At 68.2% G+C, this 14,925-nt stretch carries 13 protein-coding genes; 7 read left to right on the top strand and 6 right to left on the bottom strand.

All coding sequences use genetic code 11. The features are described from left to right. Positions 1-102 precede the first annotated feature (102 nt). Positions 103-1,257, top strand: coding sequence for an aldose epimerase family protein (locus AC1VVG_RS33760; RefSeq protein ID WP_124610142.1), 1,155 nt, complete (start codon positions 103-105; stop codon positions 1,255-1,257). A gap of 27 nt (positions 1,258-1,284) precedes the next feature. On the opposite strand, the gene AC1VVG_RS33755 is transcribed toward AC1VVG_RS33760, so the two are convergent. After that, a complete protein-coding gene (locus AC1VVG_RS33755; RefSeq protein ID WP_482837562.1) occupies positions 1,285-2,145 on the bottom strand; it encodes a PhzF family phenazine biosynthesis protein in 861 nt (286 codons plus the stop codon). A gap of 80 nt (positions 2,146-2,225) precedes the next feature. Further along, positions 2,226-3,197 (bottom strand): AraC family transcriptional regulator, encoded by a 972-nt coding sequence (locus AC1VVG_RS33750; protein WP_049029029.1) that lies wholly within the window; start codon positions 3,195-3,197, stop codon positions 2,226-2,228. A 94-nt stretch (positions 3,198-3,291) separates the two neighbouring features. Here AC1VVG_RS33750 and AC1VVG_RS33745 point away from each other — a divergent pair, with 94 nt between their 5' ends. Together AC1VVG_RS33745 and AC1VVG_RS33740 are read left to right on the top strand one after the other, a co-directional pair. Further along, entirely contained in the window at positions 3,292-4,125 is an 834-nt protein-coding gene (locus AC1VVG_RS33745; protein ID WP_482837561.1) for an oxidoreductase, read from the top strand. A 153-nt stretch (positions 4,126-4,278) separates the two neighbouring features. After that, positions 4,279-5,115: an alpha/beta fold hydrolase gene (locus tag AC1VVG_RS33740; protein ID WP_034189573.1), complete on the top strand. Its 837-nt coding sequence runs from the start codon at positions 4,279-4,281 to the stop codon at positions 5,113-5,115. Positions 5,116-5,218: 103 nt separating this feature from the next. Here the strand turns inward: AC1VVG_RS33740 and AC1VVG_RS33735 are convergent, their stop codons facing one another. Beyond that, on the bottom strand, positions 5,219-6,139 hold the full coding sequence (locus AC1VVG_RS33735) for a LysR substrate-binding domain-containing protein (RefSeq protein ID WP_482837560.1): 921 nt from the start codon (positions 6,137-6,139) through the stop codon (positions 5,219-5,221). Positions 6,140-6,303: 164 nt separating this feature from the next. On the opposite strand from AC1VVG_RS33735, the gene AC1VVG_RS33730 reads away from it, so the two are divergent. After that, a complete protein-coding gene (locus AC1VVG_RS33730) occupies positions 6,304-6,954 on the top strand; it encodes a LysE family translocator (protein ID WP_124610147.1) in 651 nt (216 codons plus the stop codon). A gap of 84 nt (positions 6,955-7,038) precedes the next feature. On the opposite strand, the gene AC1VVG_RS33725 is transcribed toward AC1VVG_RS33730, so the two are convergent. Both AC1VVG_RS33725 and AC1VVG_RS33720 read right to left on the bottom strand, forming a co-directional pair. Further along, on the bottom strand, positions 7,039-7,746 hold the full coding sequence (locus AC1VVG_RS33725) for a DUF3142 domain-containing protein (RefSeq protein WP_049029037.1): 708 nt from the start codon (positions 7,744-7,746) through the stop codon (positions 7,039-7,041). Between the two features lie 7 nt (positions 7,747-7,753). After that, entirely contained in the window at positions 7,754-9,925 is a 2,172-nt protein-coding gene (locus tag AC1VVG_RS33720) for a PA5441 family protein (protein ID WP_124610148.1), read from the bottom strand. Between the two features lie 449 nt (positions 9,926-10,374). Here AC1VVG_RS33720 and AC1VVG_RS33715 point away from each other — a divergent pair, with 449 nt between their 5' ends. From AC1VVG_RS33715 to AC1VVG_RS33705, 3 genes are all read left to right on the top strand, one after another. Beyond that, the gene (locus AC1VVG_RS33715; protein WP_482837559.1) at positions 10,375-11,880 is read left to right on the top strand and encodes a hypothetical protein; all 1,506 of its coding nucleotides are present in this window, start codon (positions 10,375-10,377) and stop codon (positions 11,878-11,880) included. A 32-nt stretch (positions 11,881-11,912) separates the two neighbouring features. After that, entirely contained in the window at positions 11,913-12,239 is a 327-nt protein-coding gene (locus AC1VVG_RS33710) for a hypothetical protein (RefSeq protein ID WP_059561318.1), read from the top strand. Between the two features lie 147 nt (positions 12,240-12,386). Next, on the top strand, positions 12,387-13,439 hold the full coding sequence (locus AC1VVG_RS33705; RefSeq protein WP_482837558.1) for a helix-turn-helix transcriptional regulator: 1,053 nt from the start codon (positions 12,387-12,389) through the stop codon (positions 13,437-13,439). A gap of 21 nt (positions 13,440-13,460) precedes the next feature. Here the strand turns inward: AC1VVG_RS33705 and AC1VVG_RS33700 are convergent, their stop codons facing one another. Further along, the gene (locus AC1VVG_RS33700) at positions 13,461-14,876 is read right to left on the bottom strand and encodes a 3-deoxy-D-arabino-heptulosonate 7-phosphate synthase (protein ID WP_482837557.1); all 1,416 of its coding nucleotides are present in this window, start codon (positions 14,874-14,876) and stop codon (positions 13,461-13,463) included. Between the last annotated feature and the right edge of the window lie 49 nt (positions 14,877-14,925).

The following is a 14,925-nucleotide window of genomic DNA, read 5'->3' as shown; positions in this document are numbered from 1 at the left end:
GTGTTCGGATCCCCGAGACGAGACCGGTTCCGCCTGTCGCCCGGCGGCGTGCGGGCACGCAGCTTGCGCGCAGCCGCCCGTCGCAACGCTTCGGAGGCTTCCATGAAACGACCACACCCGCTGATCGCGATCTGTGCGGTCGCAACGATCGGGTTCCATGCCGGTATCGCCTCGGCGGCGCCCGACGTATCGATCCACCGCGCCGATTACGGAAAGACCGCCGCCGGGCAGCCGGTGGCCCAGTACACGCTCGCGAACCCGCGCGGCGTGACGTTGAAGATCATCACGTACGGCGGCATCGTGACCGCGCTCGACGTGCCGGACCGGTCGGGTCACGTCGCCGACATCGTGCTCGGCTTCGATTCGCTGCGCGATTACGAGGCCCACAACGGCAACATCCATTTCGGCGCGCTGATCGGCCGTTATGCGAACCGGATTGCCGGCGGGCGTTTCGCGCTCGGCGGCGGCACGTGGAAGCTGCCGGTCAACGACGGGCCGAACACGCTGCACGGCGGCCCCGACAGTTTCGACGCGAAGGTATGGACGGTCACCGGTACGCGGAGCGACGCGGACGGTTCGAGCGTCACGCTGCGCTACGTGAGCCCCGACGGCGAGAACGGTTTCCCCGGTACGTTGACGACGGACGTGACCTACACATTGACGCCCGACAACGTCATTCGCATCGACTATCGCGCAACGACCGACAAGGACACGGTCGTCAACCTGACCAACCACAGCTACTTCAACCTGGCGGGGCAGGCCGGCGGCAGCGTCGAGCGGCAACTGATCGAGATCGCCGCATCGCGCTTCACGCCGACCGACGCCACGTCGATTCCGACCGGGCAACTGGCGAGCGTCGCGGGCACGCCGATGGACCTGCGCCAGTTGACGCCGATCGGCGCGCGTCTGCGCGACGCGGATCCGCAGCTCATGATCGCGCACGGCTACGACCAGAACTGGGTGCTCGACCAGGGCGGCCAGCCGGCACCGGCGTTTGCCGCGCGCGCTTACGACCCGGCGTCGGGGCGTTTCCTCGAGTTGTACACGACCCAGCCGGGGCTGCAGTTCTACACGTCCAACGGGTTGAACGGCAGCGTCGCGGGCAAGGGCGGAACGCTTTACCGGCAAACCGATGCGTTCGCGCTGGAAGCCGAGCATTTTCCCGACTCGCCGAACCATCCGGCGTTCCCGACGACGGTACTCAAGCCGGGCGAGACGCTGCACGAAGTGACGGTGTGGCGGGTAGGGGCACGATGAACGAAGGCGACGCCCGGCGCGCGTGCGTCATAGGTTGACGACGCCGCGGCCGATTTCGATCACGCGTCCGCCGACGCCTATGTCGCCCGTTGCGCCGATCGACAGCCGCAGCCGGCAAGGCCGGCCGACGGCGTCGCCCTGTTCGACCAGAAACGCGGCGGGCAGATCGTGTCCGGCGGCAAGCAACCAGCCGCCGAGATTCGCACAGGCCGACCCGGTGCCCGGATCTTCCGACACGCCGCCGCCCTGTTTCACGAAGAAGTAGCGCGACACGACCGTCCCCGGGCGTTCGGCGTCGAACGCGAACACGTATGCGGTCCTGCGCCCGAGACTGCTGCGAGGCCAGATGTCCAGGCAGGCGCTGTCGGGCTGCGCGCGCCGCACGGCGGCGGGATCCCTGAGCGCGACCAGCAGTTGATCGGTGCCGGTGTCGATCCACTTCGGCGGCGCGAGCAGGTCGTCCTCGGCGAGCCCCAGCAGCGCTGCCGTCTGCGCATCGGACAGCTCGCACGGCGCCGTGTTCGGCATGCCCGCATGCGGCGCGGTGAAGGTCCAGACGTCGTCGCGCGCGTGGACGTCGACGATGCCCGCCTTGAATTCGAGTGTGAGCGTGTCGCCGGTCTTGCGCAGGTCGCGCACGACGTGCGCGGTGCCGAGCGTCGGGTGGCCCGCGAAAGCCATCTCGTAGCCCGGCGTGAAGATGCGGACATGCGCATGCGCGCGCGCCGACGGCAGCACGAAGGTCGTCTCCGACAGATTGAACTGCACGGCCAGCGCCTGCATGGTCGCGTCGTCCATGCCGCGTGCGTCGTCGAACACGCAAAGCGGGTTGCCGCCGAACGTCGATTCGGCGAAGACATTCAACAGGCGAAAGGCATACGGCGTCATGTGAATCTCGCGTGAGGGGGTGATGATCCGGCTTCGAAACAGGATGGGCCGGGTGTGGATGCCGGTGTGATCGACGCCGGTCAATGCGACGACACGAACACCGCATCGTCGAATGCATCCGGAATCGCGAAGCTGTCGCGCATGCGCCGCGTCTCCTTTGCCGGCGTCAGGCCGAACAGACGCTTGAATTCCCGGCTGAACTGCGACGGGCTCGTATAACCGACCGCATAACCGGCGGCCTCCGCCGTCAGGTCCTGACGCACCATCAACAGGCGCGCCTGATGCAGGCGCGTCGACTTCAGGTATTGCATCGGCGACACCTGCGTGATCGCCTTGAAGTGACTGTGAAAACTCGGCACGCTCATGCCGGCCGCGTCGGCCAGTCGCGACACGTCGAGCGGCTGCGCGTAGTCGGCATGGATCACGCGTAACGACCGCCCGATCCGGCCGAACTGTCCGCGCATCGCCAGCGCGCTGCGCATCGCGCTGCCCTGGGCGCCGGTGAGCACGCGGAAATACAGTTCGCGCAGCAGCGCCGGGCCGAGTATCGCGGCGTCGAGCGGCCGGTGCATCGCCTCGACGAAACGCAGCACCGACGCGTGCATCGCTTCGTCCATCGGCGTCGACATCATGCTTCTCGGTGCGTGCACGGGTTCCGCGCTGCCTTCGCGGTCGATCTGCGCGGCGAGTTCGGCGGCCAGCGTGAAATCGAGGTGCAGGTACAGCGCGAGCAGCGGGCGCTCGGGCGTGGCGTCGGTTTCCATGCTGAACGGGACGGGCACCGACACGGCCAGGTAATGGTGTTCGTCGTACAGATAGCGCTCGCCGCCGAAGTAGCCGCACTTGGAGCCCTGGCACACGATCACGATGCCGGGGTCGTACAGCACCGGCGTGCGCGACAGCGCGCGGTTCGAGCGCAGGATGCGCACGCTCGGCAGCGCCGTCAGGTTGTAGCCTTCGTCGGGCGCCAGCGTGCGCAGCAGCGTCACCAGGCGTTTCCGGTCGCGCGGCGACAGCGACGGATATCGGGCGGAGGTTGGGGCGTCGCTCATAGTTTTGTGCAAGAAAATCAGCGGAATCTGGCTTAATCGACATCGAACGTCAGACTAGTATGCATGCTTCAATCGACATTCGGGAGAAGCACACATGGCATCCGGCAACATCATGCTCATCACGGGCGTCAGCAGCGGATTCGGTCGCGCGCTGGCGCAGGAGGCGCTGGCGGCCGGTCACACGGTGGTCGGCACCGTGCGCAGCGCGCAGGCGGCACGGGAATTCGAGGCGCTGTCCGCGCACGCGGCGGTCGCACGCGTGCTCGACGTGACCGACTTCGATCGCATCGACGGCGTCGTCGCGGACATCGAGGCGAACGTCGGGCCCATCGACGTGCTGGTGAACAACGCGGGCTATGGGCACGAAGGGATCATGGAAGAAGCGCCGCTCGCGGAGATGCGCCGGCAGTTCGACGTCAACGTGTTCGGCGCTGTCGCGATGATGAAGGCGGTCGTGCCGTTCATGCGCGAACGCCGGCGCGGCCGCATCCTGAACATCACGTCGATGGGCGGCCACATCACGATGCCGGGCATCGCCTACTACTGCGGCAGCAAATTTGCGCTGGAAGGCATTTCCGAATCGCTCGGCAAGGAGCTCGAGCCGTTCGGTATCGCGGTGACAGCCGTGGCGCCGGGATCGTTCCGCACCGACTGGGCCGGCCGCTCGATGGCGCGCACGCCGCGCTCGATCGCCGACTACGACGCGCTGTTCGACCCGATCCGCCAGGCGCGCGAGGAAAAGAGCGGCAAGCAGTTGGGCGATCCCGCGAAGGCCGCGCGGGCGATGCTCGCCGTCATCGCCGCCGACCACCCGCCCGCGCATTTGTTGCTCGGCAGCGATGCGCTGCGGCTGGTGCGCAACAAGCTGTCGGCGCTGGACGACGAAATCCGCGCGTGGGAGGCCGTGACGGTCTCGACGGACGGCTGACGCGCGCGGTGCGCGGGGCAAAACGGCGCGTTCGCTTCCTGCGGGTGGATGATTGGCCCGGGCATGTCACCGTCGAATCGGGTTTCACAATAATCCCCGATAATGGTCGTCGGCCAGTGCGCCACGTTCATTCACCTCACAGGAGTCATCGCGATGCCATACGTCACCACGAAGGATCACGTCGAGATCTTTTACAAGGACTGGGGCCCGAAGGATGCGCAGCCCATCGTGTTCCACCATGGCTGGCCGTTGTCCAGCGATGACTGGGATGCGCAGTTGCTCTTCTTCGTGCAGAAGGGCTATCGCGTGATCGCGCACGACCGGCGCGGCCATGGCCGCTCGGCGCAGGTCTCGGACGGCCACGACATGGATCATTACGCCGCGGATGCCTTCGCGGTCGTCGAGGCGCTCGACCTGCGCAATGCGGTGCATATCGGTCATTCGACCGGCGGCGGCGAAGTCGCGCGCTATGTCGCGAAGCACGGCGAGCCGGCCGGCCGGGTCGCGAAGGCCGTGCTGGTGAGCGCGGTGCCGCCGCTGATGCTGAAAACCGCATCGAACCCCGAAGGCCTGCCGATCGAGGTGTTCGACGGTTTCCGGAAAGCGCTCGCCGACAATCGCGCGCAGTTCTTCCTCGACGTGCCGAGCGGCCCGTTCTACGGGTTCAACCGGGAAGGCGCAACCGTGCATCAGGGCGTGATCCGCAACTGGTGGCGCCAGGGCATGGAAGGCAGCGCGAAGGCGCACTACGACGGCATCAAGGCGTTCTCGGAAACGGACCAGACCGACGACCTGAAGTCGATTTCCGTCCCGACGCTCGTGCTGCACGGTGAAGACGACCAGATCGTGCCGATCGCGGATGCCGCGCTGAAGTCGGTCAAGCTGCTGAAGAACGGCACGCTGAAAACCTACCCGGGTTATTCGCACGGAATGCTGACGGTCAATGCGGACGTCCTGAACGCCGACCTGCTGGCGTTCGTGCAGGCATAACGACGTCCGGCGCACGCCTGCCTGCGGCGGGCGGCGTCGCGATGCGCGGCTGGCGATCCGTCGCCCCCGTTGAACGGGGCGGCGCGATGGCCGGCCGCGCGTTTCAGCCCACCCCGTTGAAGCGGACGCCCGGATGCGCGAGGCGCGGCATCCGGGCGGCCAGAAACGCATGCAGTTCGCGCACCTGCGCGGCCTTGCCGGTGTCTTCCGGCCAGACGAGGTAGTACGCGTCGCCGGTGCCGACGGCCGTCTTGAACGGCAGCACGAGCTGCTTCTCGTCGATCGCCTTCGCGCACAGCGCGAGGTCGCCGATCGAAATCCCGTGGCCGGCGATCGCCGCCGCCATCCCCTGTTCGAGCATGTCGAACACCTGCCCGCGCGTGATGTCGACGTCCAGAGCGTGGCCGCTGCCCTGGAGCCAGCGGCGCCAGTCGCGCCGGTCGGGCGACGGGTGGATCAGCTCGCACGCGGACGGGTTCGCTCGTGCGACCGTCGCGGTCGCGCGCGAGCACACCGGAATCAGCCACTCGTCGAACAGCTTCACGCAATGCGTGCTTTCGCCGAACCCGCCGGCGCCGAGCAGGATCGCGCAATCGTAGGATTCGCTGAAGAAATCGACGGTATCGACATCCATCCACACGCTCGCGATCTGCACTTCGAAGGCCGGCCGCGTGGCGCGAAACGCGGCGAGTGCGTCGAGCAGCCAGCGCATCGTGAGCGTCGACGGTGCCTTGAGCCGCAGCACGTCGCGCTGCGTCTGGAACAGCATGCACGCTTCCTCGACCTGCCGGAAGCCGCGCCGCAAGCCCGACGCGAGGATGTGCGCTTCCGCCGTCACGGTCATCTTCGGCCCGCGCCGGACGAACAGCTTCCGGCCGAAGTAGGCCTCGAGCGTCTTCACGTGCTTGCTGACCGCGCTCTGCGTCAGGCTCAGTTCCTCGGCGGCCAGCGTAAACGAGCCGGTGCGCGCGGCGCTTTCGAATGCGCGCAGTGCGTAGACAGGGGGAAGCGGTTTGGCCTTCATGGGTTTCGAATATGAATAAAACTCATGTCATGTGGCAGGATTTTCCGTTTTTCGTCAGTGTCCCGGACGCGTGATACTCCAGGAAAGGCGAAATTCGGCATGCCCGGCTTCCATGATGCCACCGTGACCGGCTCGCACGTCAAACGGTAGAACAACTTTTTGTCATGTCACTCCATTACCCGCTACTGTTCGCCTATCTTGCCGCGATCGTGCTGCTCATCGCGACGCCCGGCCCGGTCGTCATGCTCGTGACGGGCACCGTGGCGCGACGCGGTTTCCGCCAGGGCATGCTGACCGCGGTGGGCGCGAATGCCGCGAGCCTCGTGATGATCGCGGGCGCGATGCTGATGGTGTTCGGCGTCGTGCTCGTCAGCGATCGCCTGCTCGACGGGCTGCACGTGATCGGTTGCGTGTTCATTGCGGTGCTGGCGATCCGCAGCTTGCTCGGCGAATGGCGCACCGGCCGCATGCGCGGCGGCGACGATGACGCGCGTGCCCAACGGGAACCGCGGCCGCGCGGCTTGCCCGGCGTCGTGCGCGGCTTTCTCGTCGGCATCGCGAATCCGAAGGACCTGCTGTTCTTCGTCGCGTTCTTTCCGCAGTTCGTCGCGATCACGCCGGATTCGCGCGTGAGCCTGGCGATCCTGGCCGCGCTGTGGATCGCGGTCGATTTCACGATCCTGACCGGCTACATGGCCGCGATCAATCATCCGCTGCTTCACCGGAAGCAGCGCTGGATCACCGCGGCATCGGCGTTCGCACTGCTCGTGATCGCGCTCGCGGGGCTCGCCGGCACGATCGCGCGTGCCGCGTAGGACGTCGGCGATCTACGTGACCGGCGCCGCGTTCGCGATCACGCGTGAGGAGCGGCGGCACGCGGGTTGGCCCGGTTCCGGCCGCTAGCCGTTGCGCAGGAACACGACGTAGCCGCGAAACCACGGATTCGACGCGAGGTACGGCGGCGCGTCCCACTCGCCGCCCTGGATCACGCCGATGCGAAACGGCAGCTGCAGCCGCGCGACGCGCGGCAGGTAGTCCGCATAGTCGCGAATCGTGCTGCGCCCCTGGTAGGTCTGCACGACCACTTCGTCGACGATGCCCCTGAGCTGGTTGACCTGGTCGGTATCGATGCGGCTGCTCCAGTCGAGCAGCCCCGTGATGCTCAGCCGGCAATCGGCGGGCAGGCTCGCGCGCAGCGTCCGCAGGAATTCGAGGTAATCCTGCAGATGGCGCGTGCGCGCGTCGAAGTCGATCTGGATGCCGGTGATCGTGCGGCCCGACGCGCGCCAGCGCTCGAGCTGCGCGAGCATGATCTGCGTCACGCGCGGCGTCCAGCGCAGCGTGTGCGCACGATAGACAAGCCACACGCGTGCGCGGGGCGCCGGCGGCAGCGCGACGCCCTGCGCGATCACGCGGACTTGCGATTCGTCGCGCGGCGCCGCCTCGATCTGCCCTTGCAGCACGTAGACGGTGCGCGCGTCGCGCACGACCGCCTGCGGCTTCACGCCCGCCCACAGCCAGAACGCGTCGTACCGGGCGGCGTCGACGGTGCCGGCCAGCGCGACGCGCGCGGCCAGCAGCAGCGCGACGCACGCGATGCGCGTCATGCGGCGCTCACCAGTAGTAGCGGAGCTTCTGCGCCCACGGGCTGCCCGGATAGGCGGTCTTCAGCGTATCGAACCAGCGCTTGCGCGTATTCTTCGGCACTTCCTTGCCGCCGCATTCGTTGCTGCCCGACGGCGCATAGCACTTGATCGCGCGGTAGAACGCGTAGGCGCGGTCGTTCGGGTTCGCCTGCGCATCGGCCATCACCGTCACATAGCTCGACATCCGCTCGTACGGCTTGCCGGCGAACTGCGACGGTGCGTTGCCGAGTGTCGGCGGCGCCGTGCGCGGGGTGCTCGACGGCGGCGCGTAACGCGCCCACGGCGACGCATCGCCCTCGAGGTTGGCCTCGAGCGGATTGAGTCGCACGAAATCGGCGAGACAGTTCAACCCTTTCGCGTCGGCGGGATTCTGCTGGAGTACCGTCGCGATGTCGCGCGCGGACGGGCACGTGTAGCCGTCGTCTTTCCGCGGGCCGGCCGCGACGAACGGCTTCAGCGGGTCGGCCGGCGTGCCCGACACCAGCGCGGTATCGGCGATGAACTCCGCGTAGCGCGAGCGCGTGAGCTCCTTGTACAGCAGCGTGTACAGCGCGGCGTCGCGCAGCGCGGCGCCGGCCGCCGGGTTTTGCGCCTGTGCGCGCAGCAGGTCCGCATTGGCCGCGCGCCTCAGCAGGACCGCGCGAATCGCAACGTTCTGCACGAGCGAATCGTCGGCGAACACGTCGTTGACGAGCCCGGCCTGCTCCAGGTTGATCGCGAGCGCGAGTTCGAGCGCTTCGCGCTGGAAGCGGAATTTCGCGAGCGGGATCAGGTCGCGCCACAGCTGGCGTGCCTTGTCGCTCTGGCCGCTGTCTTCCAGCGCGAACGCGCGCAGCGCCTGCTGGCTCAGGCCGAAGTAGTCGAGCGGCGCGGCGGGCGTCTGCGGCAGCAATTCGAGCGCGGCCTCCGGCTTGTGCCCGATCTGCACGTACCAGGTCGCGAGCAGATAGTCGTACAGCACGGGCGCGTTCGCGAAGCGCGGCTTCTGCGCCTGCAACTCGTCCAGCGTGATCGGCTTGCTGCTGCTCGAATCGCCGCTGTCCGACACGCGCATGCGCATCAGGTCGACGGTCGCGAGCACGGTCGGCGACTGGATCTGGCGTGCGTCGAAATCCGGTCCGAACAGCAGCTTGCTGTCGAGTTCGTTCGCCAGCTGCATCAGCGGCACGTTCGACGTCGCCGGCGACCAGCGCGCGAGCGCGTGGCCGTAAAGATCGGCCTGCTGCGTCACGTTCCCGCCGAGCCACGCGACCCGTCGCAACAGCCCCGTCGCGGACACCGCGTAGCGCCCCTGCGGATACACCTTCAGGTAGGTGCGAAACACCGTATTCGCGGCGTCGAGCGACACCTTCGTCACGCGCGCCCGCGTCGGCGTCGGGCTGTCGTTGTCGAACACGTTGGCCTGCGCGGCGTTCAGCTGCGCGCGCCCGGCCATGTAGAGGCCGGTTTCCTTCAGCCACGGGTTCGCACTGTGCGACGCCTGCGCGAAAGACCGGGTCGCGGTGAGGAAGTCGGCGCGGTAGAACGCGTTCGTGCCGTCGAGGTACGCGGCGAACTGCTGGCCGAGCGGCGACTTGACCGGCGGCTTCGTCCAGGCGGCGCTCGCGCCGCCGGCGGCACAGGTCTTCTGCGCGATGTCGGCGCGTGCCGTGCGCAGCCGCGCGGCTTCGTCGGCGGGGAGGCCGCCGGCGCCGGTCAGTGCGTCGTTGAACGCATCGGCGCCTGCGTTCATGCTGCGGCAGATACTGCCTTCGCCGTCGGCATACCGGTTCGACGAGGCATCGGCGTCCGGCGTGCCGCCGGTTTTCTCCGGTTCCTTCTGGCCGATATAGATCCATCCGGAGAAGTCCATCGGGAACGGCACGATGATCTGGTTGATCCGGTCTTTCGCCGGGATGGTCTTCGGGTCCGGAAACACCTGCGCGACCCTGGCGCTGTCGACCATCATCAGCATCGCGTTGACGCGCGTGTCGTTGGCGGGGCTCAGCATCGGCAGGTTGGCGCACGAGTAGCCGGATTGCCGGAGCGTGGTCGGCGCATAGCAGCCGTCGTCCCCGCTGGCGTGGGCGGCCGGAATCCAGAGCAGGCTGGCCGCCAGCGCGGCGAACAGGTTTCGGTGCAGCAATGGGTTGCTTGGCATTTTTCTTGTGCTGGGTAGGGGGCCGCGATGGCCGGGTCTCTCAGGCGGGGCGCGTCGCCCCGGCGCGTATCGTACCTCACGGCCGGCAACGGTTGCCGGCACGCGCGGGCCGATCGCGTCGATCGCCGCCGGGTGAAACGGAAGTCCACCCAGTGTGGACGCAACGCCACCTTGAATCGGGACTGCCTGAATTAAGATGCAGCCGGCAGTGACGGACATCCGACGATAGACGACCTGTCGTCGTCCTCGCTGCCCGACGGGGGGCCGTCTGCCGAAAGCGGCGTTCGCACCGATCCTAACGACGGCTTCGATCATGACAGGGGCGCGAACGCATGCCGGTTTCCATGCCTTTTAAATAGTATTGCTTATCAATCTTTCGGGCGGTGCGATGCGTGTTTCTCCGCATCGCAGACGCGCGTGCGCCGGCAAATGAAAACAAGAGGATTCCGATGAAACCCATTACATGGATGGTCATGGCAGCCGCGCTCGCGCTGACTGCATGCGGCGGCGACGACGTCGCGCCGAACGGCGGCGCGTCGCTGTCGACGCCGAACACGCCCGGTTCGCCTTCCGGTTCGACCTCGCCCGGCGGCGGTTCGAGTGGCGGCCCGACGGGCGGCGGGACCGCGCAACCGCAGGCCGGCTGGTCGCAGGCCGCGGCGGTCGACGGCAAGGGGCCGGAGGGCGAGCCCAGCGTGACGATCGACGCGAGCGGCAACGCGCTTGCGACCTGGATGACCAACGGGCCCGCCGGCGCGAACGGCAACGAGATGTGGGGCGCGCGCTATGTCGCGGGCTCGGGCTGGGGCAGCGCGACGCGGCTCGACACGGGCGACGGCTCGCATTCGATGAACACGACGAGTTCGAGCCCGCCGCAGCTGGTCGGCAACGCGAGCGGGCAGGCCGTCGCATTCTGGACCGAATGGAAACCGGGCCCCAACACGTACGCGCTGTGGGCGCGCCCGTACAGCCCGGCCGGCGGATGGGGCGCGGCATTCGAACTGGTGCCGGACGTGGCGGGTTCGACCTATTCGGCCGGGATCGACAGCCAGGGCAACGCGCTCGTCGCGTGGACGCAGTCGATCAGCCTGCTCGATACGCGCATCGCGTGGTCGCGCTACACCCCGGCCGGCCAGTGGTCGCCGGCGGCGGTGATCCAGATGCCGGTGCAGACCGGGCCGGGTGCGGTGACCGGCGACACCGACAACGTGCGGCCGATGATCTCGGTGCTGGCGTCCGGCCGTGCCGTGCTCGCGTGGCGGCAGACCAACCATACGCACTCGGCGCTGTGGACGGCCACGTACGACGCGACCAACGGCTGGACCAACGTGAACCAGGCCGTGTCGAACACGAGCCTGTTCACGACGATCATCTCGCCGGTGGCCGGCATGGACGCGAAGGGCAACATCACGCTGCTCTGGGGGCAGATCGACGTGACGAACGGGAAGATCTACACCGCCACGATGTCGCAACGCTATGTGTCCGGAACCGGGTGGCAACCCGCGCAGCCCGTTTCGCCGGCGATCGTCGAGCCGACGGGGTTCATCGCGACGCCGATGCTGACCGTCAACGACAACGGCGTGGCCGCCGCGATGTGGGCGGAAGGCGGCGCGGCGCTGCAGGTGAGCGTGTCCGATGCGAGCGGGAACTGGGGGCCGCTGCAGCGGCTGACTGAACACCTGAACGGCGCGGCAGGCCAGTACCCGCCGCTCGTGATCGATGCGGCCGGCAACGTGACGGCCGCCTGGCAGGACACCGGCTTGCCGGGGGCATCGGCCGTCATCGCGGCCAGCTACCGGAAGGGCGCATGGAGCGCGTCGACGGTGGCGGCACAGAGCGCATCGTGGCCGGCGCTGGCCGTCAACGCGACGGGGGCGATGGCGCTGGCGTGGCTGTCGTATGTCCCGAGCGTCGGCAGCCAGGTACAGGCAAGTTTTTACACACCGGGCTCGTAACGGATTCGCGCCATGAATTTGAAGGAGAAAACATGAAAAGAACCTTGCATTGCACCGTCCGGACCGCCTTGGGCGTCACGGTCGCCGCCCTCGTGCTGTCCGCATGCGGCACGACGCAGATGAACATGGTCGACGTCCAGACGTCGACCGCGAAGACGCTCGGGCTCGCGTCGTCGGACGAGATCACCATCGCCAACGTGCAGTACGCGAAAAAGGACGGGCTGGGCGGCCAGAAGGTGAGTTACGACGCGACGACCGGCAAGGGGCGGCGTTTCGGCTGCACGGTGTTCATGATTCCGGGGCTCACGCCGCTCGATCGGCCGACGTACAACAACTGGGAATGCCATCCGCAACGCTGATGGCCGCGGTGACGACGGCGCCCGTCAGCGGGCGCCGGCCGACCGCTTGAATGGACGAATGGCCGCGTCGGCCTTGCGCCGGCGCAATTTGGTCCGATAATCGACGAACCGATTCCTCCTTTTCCACCGGTTCGATAAAAAACTGTCATGGATCAAGCGGCATTCGTCCCTGTTTTCAAGTTTCGCACGATCGACTATCCCGAGCCGGACCGGTTCCACGTCTGGGTCAAGGACATGCTGTGCGATTACCGGCTCGATGACGACGGCGGGCTTGGCCCATTCGACGCGGAGGCGAGCGGCGCGGCAATCGGCCCGCTGATCCTGTCGGGCCGGCAATGGCGCTCGCGCGCGCCGACCTATACGGTTCGCAGGACGCCGCGGCGCATCCGCCTCGACGGGCAGGATTCGATCCGCTTCACGCTGCTGCTCGGCGGGCGGCTCGCGAGTCATACGGGCGGCCCCGAGCTGGTCAAGCGCGCCGGCGACCTGTTCGTCTACGATGTCGCGCAGATCAACGACTGCCGGGTCGACGCCGGCGACGTGATCAGCCTCGTCGTGCCCCGATACCTGTTGCCGGGCCATGCGGCGCAAGCGCACGGCCAGACGCTGACGAGCGGCGTGGGCCGCCTGGTCGCGGACCAGATGCTGTCGCTGTTCCGGAACCTGCCGAACCTGCGCACGCACGAAGTGCCGAGCGTCGTCCAGTCGATGTTGCTGCTGCTGGCCGCGGCCGTGGCGCCCACCGCGCAGGCGTTGGGCGATGCGCGCGGCCCGATCGACCATGCGCTGGTCGACCGGGTGCGCCGCTACATCGACGTGCACCTGCTGGAGCCGGACCTCACGCCCGAGCGGATCTGCCGCGACATCGGCGTGTCGCGGGCGCGGCTCTATCAGTTGTTCAAGGAGGAGGGCGGCGTGATGCGGCGGATCACGCGCAGGCGGCTGCGTCATGCCTACCACGTGCTGGGCGATCCGCAGCGCCGGCACCGGCGCATTGCCGAGATCGCCTGGGCGCACGGCTTCCCCGACGAGAAGTATTTCCACCGGCTGTTCAAGGCGGAGTTCGGCCATACGCCGAAGGAAACGCTCGAGTACGCGGCCGCGCCGGTGCTGCTGCCTTGCGGCGCGACCGACGCGCGATGGGCCGACGGCGGCCGGCTGGCGGGGTGGACGTTGCCGTTCGGCGTGCTCACCCACTGAGCGGACCGGGCCGCTCGCCGGTCATGCGCACACGCTGCTGGCGACCTCCCCGTCGTCGGCGTCGCCGATCGCGGCCCGCAGGTCGTCGATCGCCACCATCAGTTCGCGCACCTGCCGCAACGACGGATACTGATGCAGCACGGCGTGCCATTGCGGCACGGTCAGCAGCGCGTGCCAGATGACGCCGAGGCCGTCCGGATCGGCATCCGGGCGCTGCTGCGCGAGCGCGCTCGCGTATTCGAGGCTCGCCTGCGCCGACAGCAACTGCATCCGGCTCCCGGCGCCCAGCAGGCGCGGTGTCGCGTCCGCGGCGGCGTCGCAGCAATAGAGCACTTCCCGTTGCAGCGCGGCGGCGTCGGTGGTCAGCGCGCGCAGCGACGCGCCATGCACGCGCACCGTGCCCTGGTGCGTCTCGAACGCGTAGACCGTGTCCGGATCGGCCTGCGCCAGCAGGTTCAGGCCGCGCAGCAGCCGCGGCAGATCGGTCGTCGCGGCATCGGCGGACGCTTTTGCTTCGACGAGGAAGCGGACGTTCCATGCGGATGCCGCGTCGTCGCTTCGTGCGCGTTCGAGCAGGATCGCGTCCCACTCGGTCTTGGCACGGTCGTGGCGGCCGGGGATCGATGACGGCACGCGCATCGACGTGACCACCCGGTAGGACCGCTGCCCGTCCACCGCTTCGAGCCTGCCGGCCAATGCGTCGAGCGCCTGTGCCGCGAGCGCCTCGACGGCCGCGCCGCGCTGCTGGGAGGCAACGCCCTGCGCGACCGCGATCGTGCTGCCTTCGAGCGGCCCCTGGCGGACCCACAGCGCGCGGTAGCGGCGGACGTCGTCGTCGGAAGCCAGCCTGTCGAGATGCAACAGGCGTTCGAGCGCGGGGCTGTCCTTCAGCTTGACGATGTCCTGCTCGAAAGCGGTGTCGGTGGTCATCTCGGGCAGCGCGAGCAGTTGCCGCAGCGTCGCATGAAGGTCGGCCCACGACGCGGTGGTGGCGGCCGCATGCAGTCGCGCGAGCGCGTCGCGTTGCCACGTCTGGGCGCTGCGCTCGAGTTTGGCCGGGTGCGCGATCGCATTGACGGCCGAGTACAGCGCGCGCCGGTCCTGCTCGGCGTGCGCGGACAGCGACGCATATTCGCGCACGTTCGGCGCATCGTGCCGCAGTACCGATGCCTGAAACGACGGATCGCCGGATCGAGGGTCCATCGCGTCGCGGATCATCCGCGCGAGTGCATCGATGAAGCGCTGCCGCAATGCCGTGCCGGGCGCCTCGCCGTCCGCCCGCATCCGGCGCGCCTCCTCGATCACGATCGCGAGGGCGGTGGCCGGAGGCGTGGCGTCGGTCAACGACGCTGCGCTGTCGAGCGGCGGCAGCCGGTAGCGACGAGCGACGATGCGCAGGGTTTCGTCGAGCAGGGCGGGCAGCGGTGTCAGCGACATGGCGGGTTCGGGCGTAAAGGCGGTTCGCGGGGGCGGCCTTCGGGCCGGA

This window comes from Burkholderia sp. L-4 (genome assembly GCF_056856535.1).
This window is presented reverse-complemented; position numbering and strand designations above follow the sequence as displayed.